The sequence below is a fragment of the Nostoc sp. genome (assembly GCF_036917435.1).
GTDB lineage: Bacteria > Cyanobacteriota > Cyanobacteriia > Cyanobacteriales > Nostocaceae > Nostoc.
Genome location: NZ_JBALDM010000042.1, coordinates 208101 through 223349 on the forward strand (window position 1 = coordinate 208101; position 15249 = coordinate 223349).

The window sequence follows — 15249 nt, forward strand, 5'->3', positions numbered from 1 at the left end:
AAATATAGTGATTATGGACTGGCGACAATACATTCATTCTGACCAAAAAATATTATTAGGTAAACCAACGGTAAAAGGTACAAGGTTATCTGTTGAATTTATACTTGGTTTATTTGCTAATGGTTGGACAGTACAGCAAGTTTTAGATAATTATCCAACTTTAACACCACAAGCTCTGCAAGCTGTATTACTCAGGCAATCGCTAGCGTAAATACACATACCATTTCGACAAATCGGACTACGGATCTTAAAATTACGAATTACGCTGTTGCTCCAACCATTGTAAAACCCGATTCCATGCCCACCAAGGATCAGAATCCTTTACTTGACGCTGGCACTCTTTACTACTCAAATAGCCAACATGGCCGCCGTATTGAGTGAGCAATAAATCTATTGCAGAATTGCGATCGCACGCTTGTTGTAATTCCGGTATGATAGCTGGGTCAAAAAGTGGATCGTCAGCAGCATATAAAATCAAAGTTGGTTTCGAGATTTGCGGCAATATTTGTAAAGCACTACTCGCTTGATAATATGCCTCCACCGAAGGAAAACCTAGTCGGTTAATTACCAATTCATTGTCAAAACCCCAAATACTATTCGCCCGTTCAATGGCTTCTGGTTCAATGCTTCCAGGATGAGCATCATGGATTCGCCATGCCAGTTTTTTTAAATTCTGGGCAATCCCCGCCTCCAAATATCTACCAAAGGGCTTTGTAACTAGATAAGATAGCGATCGCTCCGAATCTAAACTCGGACAAATCACCATACCACCACCAATATCACTATCTTCTAGCCCTAAATCTTCGTTTTCCCTAATCACCTCACCAGCTACCTTCACCGCCCATAGTGCTAATTGCCCTCCTAAAGAATATCCTGTAAACCAAAATTTACCGGGACATCCCATTTCCTTAGCCGCCGCCGCAATCCGAACAAAATCTTCTCCCTCATACAAACCATCAGAAGTTAGAGTCGGAGACAAAACGGCCGTTTTGCCGTGGGCCCGCCAATCAAATAACACCACAGCATATCCTTGAGCATAAGCTTTACGCGCTAGCACTCTCAAATACCATTCTGTTTCTAACTCTCCAGTAATGCCATAAGTACCGATAATCGTGCTGTGGGCATTTTCCGGTATGGCAACCAAGCCAAAAATTGGCACACCTTGGCCACCAACAAAAATTTTTTCGTGATAAGACGGTTCTGGGTCTTTAGCAGTACTTTCCCAGTGACGCTTTCCCCATAAAGCGGTGTATACAGTCATCATCACACCGTTTTGTAAAAACCAAGACGGATTGTAGGGGGGAGTATAACACATCATAGACTATAAGATTTCGTGTAGTTGAGTCTTGATTTCACAGTCATTTAATCTTAATATTTATGTAAGATTTAAAAACTTTTTTAGAATCGATTCAAAAATCTTTGTATCTATACAAAGATTGTTAATTATCCCTAATAAGTAGTAGTAATTTTTAAGAATGCCGAGGATTCTTGTTATAGACGATGACCCAGCGATTTCAGAACTAGTTGCCGTCAACTTGGAAATGGCTGGCTACGATGTTAGTCAAGCTGAAGACGGCATCAAAGGTCAAGCGCTGGCTCTCCAGCTGCAACCAGACTTGATCATGCTCGATTTAATGTTGCCCAGGGTAGATGGGTTTACCGTTTGCCAACGCCTGCGCCGCGACGATCGCACTTCTGAGATTCCCGTATTAATGTTGACGGCTTTGAGCCAAACTCAGAACAAGGTAGAAGGCTTCAATGCTGGCGCAGATGACTACCTCACCAAGCCTTTTGAAGTTGAAGAACTGCTAGCGCGGGTGCGGGCGCTTTTGCGACGGACTGATCGCATTCCTCAAGCAGCAAAGCATAGTGAGATTTTAAACTATGGCTCACTCACCCTAGTTCCCGAAAGATTTGAGGCAATATGGTTCAATGACACAGTGAAATTGACTCACTTAGAATTTGAGTTACTTCACTGCTTACTACAACGCCACGGTCAAACAGTTTCTCCCAGCGAAATCCTCAGAGAAGTTTGGGGCTACGATCCTGATGATGACATAGAAACGATTCGAGTCCATATTCGCCACTTGAGAACGAAGCTAGAACCAGATCCCCGCCATCCCCGCTATATCAAAACAGTATATGGTGCTGGATACTGTCTTGAGTTACCCGGTATTCCTCCAGCAAGTGAAGGAGTTTCCACAACACTGGTTCAATAAAATTACGCTGAATTCCCTTAACTAAGCCATGAATTAGGCAAGAAATCTCCGCAACTCTTATTCCTTACCGTTTAGTTAAGGTTAGTGTGATTTACTGGTGTGTAGAGAAGTTACCTTGCAACTTCTCTACAAGAATGCATAATATTGCCAAAAAACATTCCCACTTTTAGTTTTCCCCTGCTACGGGTAGACGGATAGTGAATCTACTACCTTGCCCTGGCTCAGATGTTACATCAATTGTGCCTTGATGTGCTTCAACAATGTAGCGAGATAGATATAGTCCCAAACCACTACCAGAACGTTGGTGTTTCCCTTGACGAAATCGCTCAAATAGTCTTGCTTGATCTGGTTTAGAAATTCCTGGCCCCGTATCTTGGATATCAATAGTCACATCTGCCGAAGTGAGGTAGCAGTGAATATCTACAGAACCTTCGTCTGTAAATTTGATAGCATTGCCGATGAGATTTGTCAATACTCGTCGCAGTTCTACGCGATCGCCCATGATGGTGCTTGCAACTTCACCTCGATCGATATTTACAGCCAATCCTTTTTCTTCAGCTAAGGGAGTTAATTCTTGGGTAACTTCACTAACTAATTCCTCAATATTGCAGGGAGAAATCTTTAAGGTTTTACAGCCTGCTTCGTGACGATAAACTTCTAGCAAGGTGTTTACCATTTCTAGCAGGTCTTGGTTACTGCCAATCATGGTATTAATTATTTCTTGCAATTGTGGCGAAACATCGCAAAACCTACCTTCCAGTAATAATTTTAAGACGCGGTTGGAGGCTACTAGCGGTATACGTAGATCGTGAGTAAAACGCGAGACAAAATCTGCCCGCAGGTTAGCCATCTGATCTCGTTCGTCGATGCTATGTTTAAGGCGCAAGAGCGATCGCACTCGTGCATGTAGTTCATCAGGATCGAATGGTTTACGAATAAAGTCATCTGCACCAGCATCAAGTCCTTCCACAACACTAGACTCATAGTGAGCCGTTAGCAGCAGAATCGGGATAAATGGCAACGCCGGATTTTTTCGGATGCGCCGAGTAAATTCATAGCCATCTATCTCCGGCATCATCACATCTAAGAGAATGATGTCTGGTGGTGACTCCTCAACCATAGCCAAAGCAATTTTGCTATCTTCCACCAAGCTAATTTCATAGCCCTCATCTTCTAGGACTGCTTCTAACACTAGTAGATTGTCAAAAACATCATCGACAGCGAGAATTTTATCTTTTTTGACAGTTTTAGTTAAAGACATGGCTGAATAAAAAAAAGAAGTGCTTGGCTATCCCTAGCAAATCTAGTAATAGCTTACTTTACCAGCACTGAGATTATTAAGGATTCACATTTTCCTTTAAAGTTTATGAAATTAAGTATTTTATCTTATGGTTAAGGTATAAAAATATTTTTTGATTGAATATTGTTATAGGACTTACGCATTGACAGGAAAGACCAAGTATAGATGATTTGAAAAACCAGATCCGTCGTAGGGGCAATTCATAAATTGCCCCTACGACGTGGGTTTATTTACCATCAATGAATGATTAATAAAAACCTGAAACGGCGTATTTACGTTGACGCACAACATGATTATTTCGTACAGTGCGTAAGTCATATCTTATGTCAAAACTCTTGCTTGAGAAAAACTTACCAGATAAGGCTATTTATGTCTAACGGTAGATGAACTTCAGGAAACAATACCAAATGTATTGCTTTTTGTATAAGATACCGAATAGAAGAACGAGATTATTTTAATCTGTACTTTCGATAGATAACAGTAAAGTTAAGTAAATATGAGTGAAATCAAGATCCTTCTGATTGAAGATCATAACCTAACGAGAATTGGCTTACGGTCTGCCTTACAAACCCAGCCAGAGTTTAACATTGTTGGTGAAGCTGCTAATGCAGCTGACGGCATCAAGCTTCTGAAAAGTCTCAAGCCTGATGTTGCGACTATTGATATCGGTTTGCCTGACATGGATGGGATTGAGCTAACACGCACATTTAGGCAATATCAATCAGAAAACGAAGATTATACAACAAAGCTGCTCATTTTAACGATGCAAAATAGCGAACAGGCTGTTTTAGCAGCATTTGCAGCAGGTGCAGATTCTTATTGCATGAAGGATATCGAAACAGAGAGACTAGTAGAGGCTGTGGAAACGACTCATGGAGGTAGTTCATGGATCGATCCAGCGATCGCAGACCTTGTACTACAACAAATACGTCAAGATTTCCCCGACGGCAGCAGAGGCGCATCTGGAAAAAGAGTCTTGATTGAAGGTATTGACCCAGATACTGAGAAAAGTATAGTCAGCTATCCTTTAACTCACCGAGAGATGGATGTTTTAGAGTTGATTGTTGCCGGGTGTGACAATGCAGAAATCGCTAAAAGACTATATCTAACAGTCGGTACTGTCAAAACTCATGTTCGAGGTATTCTCAATAAACTTTGTGTTGCTGACCGGACACAGGCTGCTGTTCGTGCTTTGCGGGCTGGATTAGTACCGTAAATATGCTTATTATATAGTTATGTCTTGGTCAAAACCATTACCTGCAAAAAGATTTGTGAAGAAATTGTTACACACTTTAGTAAAATGACATAATTGACAAACAAATAAGTATTTTTCCTCATATACATGATAGCGGATCAATTTCCCTGGCTTACCGCGATTGTCTTGCTGCCACTCATTGCTTCCCTGCTTATTCCTGTGCTGCCTGATAAAGATGGCAAGCGCGTGCGGTGGTATGCACTGGGTGTAGGTATCGCAGACTTTGCATTGATGTGCTACGCCTTTTGGAAACATTATGATGCCAGCAGTGCTAGTTTTCAAATGGTTGAAAATTATGCCTGGATGCCTCAGTTAGGTTTAAACTGGGCGGTATCAGTTGATGGACTTTCAGCGCCACTTGTGCTTCTAGCAGGATTTGTCACCACACTCTCGATTTTTTCAGCTTGGCAAGTTAATCACCGCCCCCGTCTCTTCTATTTTTTAATGCTGGTGCTGTATTCTGCACAGGTAGGAGTGTTCGTTGCCCAAGACTTGCTGCTATTTTTCATTATGTGGGAAGTAGAACTGATTCCCGTCTACTTACTAGTCTGCATTTGGGGTGGACAAAGACGACGTTACGCGGCGACAAAATTTTTGTTGTATACCGCAGCCGCTTCTATCTTTATTTTGGTCGCAGCCCTGGCAATGGGGCTATACGGCGGCGGTGATATGACATTTGATATCACTGCCCTCGCCAATAAGGAATATCCCCTTAGTCTACAACTACTACTTTATGCAGGGTTATTAATTGCATTTGGTGTCAAACTTGCTGTTTTCCCGATGCATACCTGGTTGCCTGATGCCCACGGCGAAGCATCCTCTCCTGTATCGATGATTTTGGCTGGTGTGTTGCTAAAGATGGGCGGATATGGACTAATTCGCCTGAATCTTGAACTACTCCCCGATGCACACATTTACTTTGCGCCGGTTCTAGCCATTCTCGGTGTTGTCAACATTATCTATGGTGCATTAAACTCCTTTGCTCAGACGAATATGAAGCGGCGTTTGGCTTATTCGTCGATTTCTCACATGGGGTTTGTACTGCTTGGGATTGCCTCATTCACTGATTTGGGAATCAACGGCGCGATGTTGCAAATGATCTCGCATGGTTTGATTGCATCGGTGCTATTCTTCTTAGCCGGCGTTACTTACGATCGCACCCACACAATGGTAATGAAAGATATGGGCGGTATTGGTCAAGCCATGCCCAAAGTCTTTGCCCTATTTACAATCTCCGCAATGGCATCCCTGGCACTTCCCGGTATGAGCGGCTTTGCTGGCGAACTCTCGGTATTTGTTGGGATGACAAGCAGTGATGTTTACAGTTCGACTTTCTGCACCGTAACTGTTTTTCTCGCCGCAGTTGGAGTTATCCTCACACCTATCTATTTACTTTCAATGCTGCGAGAGGTATTTTATGGTGACGGTGCAGCGCTCATCTGCGACATTAATAATGCAGGCTCAGAAAATCAAGAAGATGACGGAACAGTTTGTTTTGGTACAGACTGCTTCGTACCAGAAGATGCAGTGTACGACGATGCTAGACCGCGTGAGGTGTTTATTGCTGCCTGTTTTCTGCTGATGATTATTGGTATTGGTTTTTATCCTAAGATGGCCATGCAGATGTATGACGTGAAGACTGTCGCAGTCAATGCTAATCTTCGCCAGTCTTATGCCATAATCTCGCAAACAAATCCCCAGATTTTTGCTAATCGATTATTGGTTCCGCAAGTTTCAGAGGTTGAGCTAGCACCAGTTTTGGAAACTTTGAAGTAAGCTTTTTAACCAATATACTTGTCGAAAAAAGCGATCGCTAACTTGGAGAACTTCTATATAAGTGATTAGATCCCCGACTTCTTAAAGAAGTCGGGGATCTGGACACCGCGAAAAATCAACCACTTACATGAGATGCTGGTTAATGATTAGTGAGTTTTACCAATGTCTGTTGTTTCTGCCATCACTGTTACCGTTCCCGCCACAACTGCGAATTTGGGGCCTGGTTTTGATTGCATCGGTGCAGCATTAAAGCTGTACAACGAGTTCAAGTTCACTCGCCAAGAGGGTGGATTAAGTATTCATGTTACTGGTACGGAAGCTGAACGAGTCCAAACTGATGAAAGCAATCTACTTTACCAAGCGTTTGTCAAATTTTATCAACATATAGAGCAAACGCCGCCGAGTGTGAAAATAGAGATTAAGTTAGGTGTCCCAATGGCGAGGGGTTTGGGTAGTTCGGCGACAGCAATTGTTGGCGGGTTAGTTGCTGCTAATCAACTTGAGGGTGCAACTCTGTCTCAGTCGCAAGTGATGGAGTTAGCGATCGCAATGGAAGGACATCCTGATAATGTAGTTCCAGCTTTGTTGGGAGGATGTCGTCTCGCTGCTACCAGTGGCGCAGCTTGGGAAATTTGTGATGTTCCCTGGCATAAAGATGTTGTACCAGTTGTCGCTATTCCTAATTTTGAACTTTCCACTTCCGAGGCGCGGAGTGTTCTCCCGACTGAGGTGAGTCGCGCCGATGCGATTTTCAATACAGCACATTTGGGGTTACTATTGCGCGGCTTAGAAACTGGCAACGGACAATGGTTAAAGACAGCTTTGCAAGATAAGTTGCATCAGCCCTATCGTAAAGCTTTGATTCCTGGGTACGATGCTGTTAACATAGCAGCCGTTAGTGCTGGTGCTTATGGTATGGTGATTAGTGGTGCGGGGCCGACACTGTTAGCTTTGGCGGATAAACTAAACTCGAAAGCTGTGGAGGCGGCGATGTTAGCTGCTTGGCAAGAAGAAGGAATTACAGCCGAAGTGCGATCGCTAACTCTCGATACCCAAGGCGCAAAAAGCTTTTAATATTTGATTTTATGGAGCAAATTCAGGCTGAAATGGCGGCGCTTAACTCTCAAATTCAGATTCTTCTAGAAGAACGCGCTGCACTCACTATTAATAATGTCATCTCTGGCGAGAATGATTCACCCCAGGCAATGGTTGAAGCGTATCGCCGTCAAGCTAGAGAAAACGCCCAATTATCAGTTGAACTCCAGGGTATTGATGCTGCGATCGCTGCTTTAGAAGTCCAGATCAAACAAAAAAAAGGTAAGTTAGTGCGATCGCAAGTTGCATCAAAAGAACTTATTCTACAGCAAGAGCTAGAAGAAGCGAAAGAAGTGGCACAGGTTCATGCTCAACGCATTAATGAACTTGCTGGGGAATTGGCGGCAGAAGTCCGCCTCCTTAAACGTTGTGCTAATGAATTGAGTCCAATGTATTGGCAGATTTATTACAAACCCTTCATTACTGGGTTTAAGACAATCTCCGTTCCTTATGTCCGTTCTGATTTAGAAGTGTGGACAATTGTCAACCGGATTGTTTAATGTATTCGCCATCCATGTAGAGACGCAAAATTTTGCGTCTCTACACACCTAAAATCACCGCTACCATATTGAGTCCACTCGTAGGGGCACAGCAATGCTGTGCCCTTTATGTTGCTTTACATTTAAAATTAAATCCGACAAGTATTTATTCTTATTTATCCTGAAAAATTAACATTCGATGAGTATATATTCTTGTCAAGAAGCAAAAATTTAATCTTTTAGACTTCATTAAAGGTTACAAAAGTCAAAATCACTTAATATAATGTAACTAAAAGTAAAAAGGCAATATTGGTTGTCAGAAGTGATGAATGCTATTGAATTTCCCTGGTTAACAGCCATAATCCTCTTACCCTTGGTGGCAGCCTTAGCCATCCCCTTGATCCCAGACAAAGAAGGTAGAACTGTGCGGTGGTATGGTCTGGGAGTTGCGATCGCTGACTTTGCACTGATGATTTATGCCTTTTGGTATAAGTACGACTTTCAGAATTCAACACTGCAACTTGTAGAAAACTATCCTTGGATACCACAGTTAGGTTTGCATTGGGCTGTGGGGGTTGATGGTTTATCGATGCCCTTACTGGTTCTAACAGGCTTAATAAATACCCTCGCAATCTTCGCGGCTTGGAAAGTTACCACCAAGCCGCGATTATTTTATGGTTTGATGCTAGCGATGTACAGCGCCCAGCTTGGCGTATTTCTCGCCCAGGATTTGTTATTGTTCTTCCTAATGTGGGAAATCGAGTTAGTGCCGGTTTACCTGCTGATTTCCATCTGGGGAGGACAAAACCGCCGTTATGCAGCTACCAAATTCATTCTTTACACAGCCGCCGCATCAATATTTATCTTGATTGCCGGTTTTGCAATGGCATTCTCTGGAGATACCATCACCTTCGACATGGCGACTCTGGGAATGAAAGAATACCCCAAAACCTTGGAATTATTGGTTTATGCAGGTTTCTTGATTGCCTTTGGTGTGAAGTTACCAATTTTCCCCTTACACACTTGGCTACCTGATGCCCACGGTGAAGCATCAGCACCCGGTTCAATGATTTTGGCTGGTGTGTTGTTAAAAATGGGTGGTTATGCCCTCATCCGCTTCAATGTGGAAATGTTGCCCAATGCCCATGTGACTTTTGCCCCAGTACTGGCAATTTTGGGTGTAGTTAATATTGTCTACGGTGCTTGCTGCGCCTTCGCTCAAACCAATCTAAAACGCCGCTTGGCTTACTCTTCAATTGCCCACATGGGATTTGTGCTGATTGGGATTGCCTCTTACACAGAACTGGGTATGAGTGGTGCAGTGCTACAGATGGTTTCCCACGGCTTGATTGCTGCTAGCTTATTCTTCCTGTCTGGCGTGACTTACGATCGCACTCACACCTTGATGATGGATAAAATGGGCGGAATGGCCAAGGTAATGCCCAAAACCTTTGCTCTGTTTACCATTGGTTCAATGGCTTCTCTCGCCTTACCCGGAATGAGTGGTTTTGTAGGTGAGTTGATGGTATTTCTCGGTATCGCCACCAGTGATGTTTACAGTTCCAGCTTCAAAATTGTAGTTGTGCTGCTGTCAGCAGTTGGCGTGATTTTGACACCGATTTATTTACTGTCGATGCTGCGTCAAGTGTTCTACGGTGAGCAAAGTGAAGAGTTACACTTGGATGCTGTAATATCTGATGTCAAACCCCGCGAAATATTTATTACCGCTTGTTTATTGCTGCCAATCATCGGAATTGGTTTCTATCCCAAATTAGCAACGCAGACTTATGATGTGAAGGCAGTAGAATTAGCCGCCCATGCTCGTCAAGTTTTACCAGTTGTTGCCCATCAGCAACCATCAAGTCTGTACTCGCGGATTTTCTCTGCACCAACATTGGCTAATTCTCAAGTTGAAAGTTCGATTAACATTTCTGAGTAAATTAACTTCCCATTAAGGGATCTGCAAGTAAATTCTAAATATTAGGGGAATAAAGGGGTGGTTTTATAACTACCCCTAAACTTTTTGTATTATTGAATTTGAGTCAATTTTTAGGTAGGGGAAATTCTTAAATAATTTGTAATACTTCTCTACGAGACGCTGCGCGAACGACTTCGCTTACAAGTTCGTAATTCGTAATGACCCTCTCTACGAGACACTACACAAAGGGTAATTTCCCTATTTAGGATATAGCCACCAACTAAAAAAACGGCTGACTCTGGGCATAACAACGTAGGTCAAAAGTAGAACCATAATAATAGTAACGATCAGCGAAACAATCAAATGTGGTAAACCGCGAAGCAGAGGGACTAGAAACGTACTCAAAATATTAATCAACACATATACCGATCCCCAAGTTAGTAATGCTATTTTATAGCGTGGGGGAGTTTTTAGTGGTTGACCAGGAAGAGAAAACCAAGCTTCTAATCCACAGATTTCTTGAACATAAGGGTCAGATTCAACCAAATGCTTACCTTCATTAAGCCAGTATTCGCGATCGCGCGATGTCATCCACACCTTTAAATTTTCATAACCATCAAACCGGAAGATGATTGCATATTCATTTCGCACTCCAAGTTGAGGGCGAATCACATTTGTTCCCAGATGACCCGTATAGGTTCTGGAAACCCTGGTAATATCTTTTAACCAAGCTTCATAAGCAGCTTCACATCCTGGTTTGACAACTTGTGTAATGACCACTGTTACAGATTTATCGTCCTGTTCCATCTCCATCAATTTTGGATTTTAGGTTTTAGATTTTACATTGATCCGATGAATATAGCGGTTCTCGGTTGAGTGAGATACACCCGTAGGGGCACGGCACTGCCGTGCCCTTACACCTCGCTTGTTGCTCTCAAACAGTGTTAAATTTTGGATTTGAAATTGTTAATCCAAAATCCAAAATTTAAAATTGCATCATTCTCAAGCCAAGGGATATCCAGTTTTTCCAACCTCAAGCCGAACAACATTAGCAGGAACTACCCCTGTAGGCGGAGGTAAAAACATTCCCCCATTAGTCACAACATAAATTGCTGTGCGATCGCCATCACCTTGACCAAAAGCCACTGCTGTGCAACCGATTACACCTGACTCAGCTTGAGCAATGATACTTGTACTGCGATCGGGCGCAATTCTTACCACACTGTTATAAATATGCGTTGCTCCATAAAGGTTGCCTTCCACATCAAAAGCAAAGTCATCAATATTAGTCTGCTCAACAAAAATTTCCGGCTCACCTGGTTTATTAGTGCTATCAACGGGAATCCGCAACAGCAACATTTTTTCTGTATTTGAAACGTACAGGAAATCACCAAAACGTTTCAAGCCATTTGCAGCCGGAATCACGTTCTCCGAATTGCTACGAGCTAACATTGGATGTTCTAGCCAAATTGATCCACTGGGTTGAACAATATCAATTAGCCAGATTGCACCGCGATAGGAATCTGCTGTTAAATACTGAGTGTCGGAAAGTGGAGTGATGCCATTGAGAAATATAGCGTCTGGTAGTGTCAGCAAGGTTTCCACCGTGCCATCACTTTTAACTAGAGAAACCACGGGTATAGAATCAGCATTCCAGCCTGTTGTCACCAGATCGCCGTTGGTGGTGAAAGCAAGACCACTTACCTTACCTTCAACACTGGCATGAATTTGCTGATTGCCATCTGGACTAATGCGAACAATCTTGCCAACTTCGTGATTACTTACAAAGATTGTGCCATCTGGTGCGTAGGTGTAGCCCGCCGCAGCGATCGCTAGATTTTCCAAAAAAGTATTGACTGGGAACGAGGTAAGAATTTTAGCAGGTGCTAATTCAATCCGCGTATCTACGTAAATAGGGGGTAAACCTGGTGAATTTTCCATATTGACCTAGCACACTTCCTCAAAATTTTCACAAAGAGATATCGTGAAGACAGGTAAAATCCCCGAAAAGCGATTATGACCACCAACTTATTTGTAGCCACAGAAATTATACCAATCGTTTTGCAATTGCAACCTGCGATGTCTACGACGGTCTACGCCTATGCACGGTGTAGGGTTTGGTTCCAGTGGTGGGTTTACTTTGCCTAATGGTGCGGTGCGTTCTCCTGATGCAGCGTGGATAAAGTGCGATCGCTGAGAAGCTATACCAGTGGTTGGTTAATTGATAGAAAACAACGCCAAGCTTTTATTTATCGTCCTAATACTACGATTGAGGTATTAGACAACCCTAAAAGACTTTGCGATGAAGCCTTAAGTAAGTAGGTCAAATTAAATATAAAACCTCACTCTGCCTCCGGCTTCCCTCTCCAAAGTATCGGAGAGGGATTGAGGGTGAAGTTTGATCTTATATTTAATTACGCCTACCTACTTGCTACCTGGTTTTGTTTTAGATTTAAGTCAGGTTTCCTAGCTCACATCTTGCACCACACAATTAAAAATAGTGCCAGAGGTATTTCTATTTCACATCCACAGAAAACATTAAATAAATGAACATCACACTCTCTAAAAAAGAAAGAGATGAAATACTCAAGTGGTTGAATCGTAACCGCCAGATGTTATTAGATTTATATAAAAATCAATATGTCGCTTACAATGCAAATGGGATAATTGCTCATAGCGAAAATTTACGCGAAGTTTTAGCATTAGCTAATGCTGCAAAACAGCCTTTTTTGATTTATCTAGTTCCCCGTCGCACTGCTTCTGTAGAAATTTTACCAATTCGCTTCCGCACCGTCGCCCGCCATGATTGGCAACCAAATTATAGCGTTATTTTAAAACACAGAGATATAGAATCTAATACAACAATGTTAGTAGATTCTGGTGCTGAATTAAGTTTAATTTCATTGAAAGTTGGTCAAGATTTAGGCTATGCTTTGGCTGATTCAGAATCAACTTTGTTGGCAGAAACTATAGGCGGCAGGGTTGAGTACGTTTTACGTAATGTTGAAATGACAATTGACGGACATAATTTAATTATTCCTGTAGCATGGTTGCAAACCAATACAGGCGGAGAACAATTGCTTTTAGGGCGAGAAGTTGTATTTGATAAATTTAATATTGAATTTAGGCAAGCTGAGGAGCAAATTATTTTTACATGGCGTGAAGAGTTAAAGCCTTGAAGAAGAATTCAGAAGTCAGAATTCAGGAGTCAGAATCAATCAGTCGGGGATTCAGATCCGCCACTGAATTGTTGCACCACCAAATTTTCAATTTGGTGGGTGGTCTTAAACCCAGCTATTCATCCGCCACTCGTACAGAATTCATTCTGTTAGCGGATAGCTATGGTTTAGCCCATTCTGACTGCTGACTCCTTACTCCTGAATTCTGATTGATAAATTCAAGAATTTACTAGTATTTAACAGTTAAATACTAGTAATTTTACTCAAACTTTAGTAGGTAGATGCTAGCCAGCAGAAACCCAAATTTGCCTAACAAGGTTCCTAACTCTCAGCAATTTTCCGAATTTTTTCTTGAAATCTAGCGAAAACTTACGCGAAGTTTTAGAATTCTTGCCCCTCTCCTATCATAGCTTTCAGCTTTGAGGATGTACCTAATAGCCAGCGTAAGTGCTGGATTTAAGAAACACTAAGTAGAAAATACAGTTATTTAATTTACTAAGTACTTGATTAAAGCTTGACATAATAAGTCCAGTAGCATTTTCGTATGAATTAGACAACACAAATTCTTTCATATTATGCTGTCATTTGCTGGCTAGCAAACTAATTTAATTTGCGTTACCTCATCTGAAAATATTCAACCAACATTATTAACTGTCCTAACTGTCCTAACTGTCCTTGCAATTTTATGAAAATGATGAAATACTATGGAATCCTAAACAAAATTCAAATGACAACCTAAGTGATGTCGAATAAGCCATCGTAGACATCACTTTGCTTTGAGTCTTGGAAAAAAAACCAAACGAAAAATAAATATTTTTCGTTAGTTACTAGCATTAGTTACGATAAAAAGTAATTGAGATGACTTTGGCTTGAGGAGTTAGCTGTATTGTGGATATTTTCAAATCTGAAATTATTGAAGGTAATCTGAATTCACTCTCTCAAATAATTCAAGATAATCTCAATTTTATCATCATCACTGCCTTAATAATAGCTATAGCAGTCAGTCTTTTATTTTTTTTATTTGCATCGGCTTTTTTCTTGAATAAAATGAACGAATTACTCAAAGTTCGCTTTGTATCTCCAGAAGTAAAAAAAGTCTATAATTTAGTTTTTCATCCATACGAAAACTGGTTAAGAAAATCTATTTATTTAATAATAATTGACATAGTTTGGATAATTCTACCTCTCCCCAATTTCCTCAAATACCTAGAAATTATTCTCGGCTTATCAACAGCGATTACAGTTGGCTGGTTATGTTCGCGCTTGTTTGAAAAGTTTCTTATATTTTACTTGGCAGAATCGACCCTAAAGCAAAAAATTAATGGTGAACTGTTAGTTGTCGCTAATATTCTAGGTGACGCAGTTATTTTTCTGATAATCATCTTTATTTTTGCCCAGACTCACCATATCAATGTGGTGGGTTTAGTGACCAGTTTGGGAATTGGGGGGATAGCCATTGCCTTTGCTGCTAAAGGGCTTTTAGAGCAGTTATTAGGTGGAATAGTTATTTATCTCGACCGACCTTTTGTGATTGATGATTATATTGGCTTGCCTGATGGCACATTTGGCAGAGTTGAATCAATTGGTTTACGTTCTACTAAAATTCGTAATTCTGGAAAAGGGACTTTAACTATAGTTCCTAATAATTCCCTCACCGAATTAAGTATCGAAAACTTTACAGGAGGCAAAAAAATTGTTTCTTTAATTTATTTAACTTTATATCGTGTACTTTCCGAAAATGAAAGAGCTTTAATTAGTCAAGTTATTTTAGAAAGTACCAACGATCTATTTGGAATTGATTCTCGCAATACGGAGGTTAATTTTAAAGATTTTGTTCAAAATGGAACTCAGATGACCCAGGCTCAACTTAACTTTTTTATTCTGGGTTCTGGTGAAATGGGAATGGATATGCGCCGTCAGTTGCTAGATGTGGCGAAAGAAAACATTACGATAAAACTTTCTGAATATGGTATTGATTTTGATCTGGAAGAAAAACCAGTTAATATTGATGCACCCATTAATATTTAA

Annotated in this window: 14 protein-coding genes; 10 read left to right on the forward strand and 4 right to left on the reverse strand. The window is 41.2% G+C overall.

From position 1 onward, the window contains the following. The first annotated feature begins 13 nt into the window (after nucleotides 1-13). On the forward strand, nucleotides 14-211 hold the full coding sequence (locus tag V7K98_RS20990; RefSeq protein WP_335025275.1) for a DUF433 domain-containing protein: 198 nt from the start codon (nucleotides 14-16) through the stop codon (nucleotides 209-211). A gap of 42 nt (nucleotides 212-253) precedes the next feature. On the opposite strand, the gene V7K98_RS20995 is transcribed toward V7K98_RS20990, so the two are convergent. Further along, entirely contained in the window at nucleotides 254-1318 is a 1065-nt protein-coding gene (locus V7K98_RS20995; protein ID WP_335025277.1) for a YheT family hydrolase, read from the reverse strand. A gap of 157 nt (nucleotides 1319-1475) precedes the next feature. Here V7K98_RS20995 and V7K98_RS21000 point away from each other — a divergent pair, with 157 nt between their 5' ends. Further along, nucleotides 1476-2219, forward strand: coding sequence for a response regulator transcription factor (locus V7K98_RS21000; protein WP_335025279.1), 744 nt, complete (start codon nucleotides 1476-1478; stop codon nucleotides 2217-2219). A gap of 166 nt (nucleotides 2220-2385) precedes the next feature. Here V7K98_RS21000 and V7K98_RS21005 read toward each other — a convergent pair whose 3' ends face one another. After that, nucleotides 2386-3480 (reverse strand): hybrid sensor histidine kinase/response regulator, encoded by a 1095-nt coding sequence (locus V7K98_RS21005; RefSeq protein WP_335025281.1) that lies wholly within the window; start codon nucleotides 3478-3480, stop codon nucleotides 2386-2388. Nucleotides 3481-4015: 535 nt separating this feature from the next. On the opposite strand from V7K98_RS21005, the gene V7K98_RS21010 reads away from it, so the two are divergent. The 5 genes from V7K98_RS21010 to V7K98_RS21030 all read left to right on the forward strand — a co-directional run bounded on the left by V7K98_RS21010 (nucleotide 4016) and on the right by V7K98_RS21030 (nucleotide 10063). Beyond that, nucleotides 4016-4735, forward strand: a complete 720-nt coding sequence (locus V7K98_RS21010) for a response regulator transcription factor (RefSeq protein ID WP_335025283.1) — start codon at nucleotides 4016-4018, stop codon at nucleotides 4733-4735. 126 nt (nucleotides 4736-4861) lie between these two features. Continuing rightward, a complete protein-coding gene (locus V7K98_RS21015; protein ID WP_335025285.1) occupies nucleotides 4862-6550 on the forward strand; it encodes an NAD(P)H-quinone oxidoreductase subunit 4 in 1689 nt (562 codons plus the stop codon). Nucleotides 6551-6712: 162 nt separating this feature from the next. Beyond that, complete coding sequence (thrB, locus tag V7K98_RS21020; RefSeq protein WP_335025287.1) at nucleotides 6713-7624, forward strand: homoserine kinase; 912 nt, start codon at nucleotides 6713-6715, stop codon at nucleotides 7622-7624. A gap of 11 nt (nucleotides 7625-7635) precedes the next feature. Then, the gene (locus V7K98_RS21025; protein ID WP_335025289.1) at nucleotides 7636-8145 is read left to right on the forward strand and encodes a hypothetical protein; all 510 of its coding nucleotides are present in this window, start codon (nucleotides 7636-7638) and stop codon (nucleotides 8143-8145) included. Nucleotides 8146-8449: 304 nt separating this feature from the next. Beyond that, nucleotides 8450-10063, forward strand: coding sequence for an NAD(P)H-quinone oxidoreductase subunit 4 (locus V7K98_RS21030; RefSeq protein WP_335025291.1), 1614 nt, complete (start codon nucleotides 8450-8452; stop codon nucleotides 10061-10063). 237 nt (nucleotides 10064-10300) lie between these two features. Here V7K98_RS21030 and V7K98_RS21035 read toward each other — a convergent pair whose 3' ends face one another. Further along, nucleotides 10301-10849: an antibiotic biosynthesis monooxygenase gene (locus V7K98_RS21035; protein ID WP_335025293.1), complete on the reverse strand. Its 549-nt coding sequence runs from the start codon at nucleotides 10847-10849 to the stop codon at nucleotides 10301-10303. Nucleotides 10850-11044: 195 nt separating this feature from the next. Beyond that, nucleotides 11045-11983, reverse strand: coding sequence for an SMP-30/gluconolactonase/LRE family protein (locus V7K98_RS21040; protein ID WP_335025295.1), 939 nt, complete (start codon nucleotides 11981-11983; stop codon nucleotides 11045-11047). A gap of 605 nt (nucleotides 11984-12588) precedes the next feature. Between V7K98_RS21040 and V7K98_RS21050 the strand changes: the two genes are divergently transcribed. From V7K98_RS21050 to V7K98_RS21060, 3 genes are all read left to right on the forward strand, one after another. Continuing rightward, the gene (locus tag V7K98_RS21050; RefSeq protein WP_335025297.1) at nucleotides 12589-13221 is read left to right on the forward strand and encodes a retropepsin-like domain-containing protein; all 633 of its coding nucleotides are present in this window, start codon (nucleotides 12589-12591) and stop codon (nucleotides 13219-13221) included. Next, a complete protein-coding gene (locus V7K98_RS21055; RefSeq protein WP_335025299.1) occupies nucleotides 13218-13409 on the forward strand; it encodes a hypothetical protein in 192 nt (63 codons plus the stop codon). The genes V7K98_RS21050 and V7K98_RS21055 overlap by 4 nt, the downstream gene beginning before the upstream one ends. Nucleotides 13410-14109: 700 nt before the next feature. Further along, nucleotides 14110-15249 (forward strand): mechanosensitive ion channel family protein, encoded by a 1140-nt coding sequence (locus tag V7K98_RS21060; protein ID WP_335025302.1) that lies wholly within the window; start codon nucleotides 14110-14112, stop codon nucleotides 15247-15249.

What these genes read in the sequence shown, in the direction of transcription:
- V7K98_RS21050 (WP_335025297.1), top strand. Translation starts at nt 12,589, where the DNA reads ATGAACATCACACTCTCTAAAAAAGAAAGAGATGAAATACTCAAGTGG.
- V7K98_RS21035 (WP_335025293.1), bottom strand. Translation starts at nt 10,849, where the DNA reads ATGGAACAGGACGATAAATCTGTAACAGTGGTCATTACACAAGTTGTC.
- V7K98_RS21030 (WP_335025291.1), top strand. Translation starts at nt 8,450, where the DNA reads ATGAATGCTATTGAATTTCCCTGGTTAACAGCCATAATCCTCTTACCC.
- V7K98_RS21010 (WP_335025283.1), top strand. Translation starts at nt 4,016, where the DNA reads ATGAGTGAAATCAAGATCCTTCTGATTGAAGATCATAACCTAACGAGA.
- V7K98_RS21005 (WP_335025281.1), bottom strand. Translation starts at nt 3,480, where the DNA reads ATGTCTTTAACTAAAACTGTCAAAAAAGATAAAATTCTCGCTGTCGAT.
- V7K98_RS21000 (WP_335025279.1), top strand. Translation starts at nt 1,476, where the DNA reads ATGCCGAGGATTCTTGTTATAGACGATGACCCAGCGATTTCAGAACTA.
- V7K98_RS21025 (WP_335025289.1), top strand. Translation starts at nt 7,636, where the DNA reads ATGGAGCAAATTCAGGCTGAAATGGCGGCGCTTAACTCTCAAATTCAG.
- V7K98_RS21015 (WP_335025285.1), top strand. Translation starts at nt 4,862, where the DNA reads ATGATAGCGGATCAATTTCCCTGGCTTACCGCGATTGTCTTGCTGCCA.
- V7K98_RS20995 (WP_335025277.1), bottom strand. Translation starts at nt 1,318, where the DNA reads ATGATGTGTTATACTCCCCCCTACAATCCGTCTTGGTTTTTACAAAAC.
- thrB (WP_335025287.1), top strand. Translation starts at nt 6,713, where the DNA reads ATGTCTGTTGTTTCTGCCATCACTGTTACCGTTCCCGCCACAACTGCG.
- V7K98_RS20990 (WP_335025275.1), top strand. Translation starts at nt 14, where the DNA reads ATGGACTGGCGACAATACATTCATTCTGACCAAAAAATATTATTAGGT.
- V7K98_RS21040 (WP_335025295.1), bottom strand. Translation starts at nt 11,983, where the DNA reads ATGGAAAATTCACCAGGTTTACCCCCTATTTACGTAGATACGCGGATT.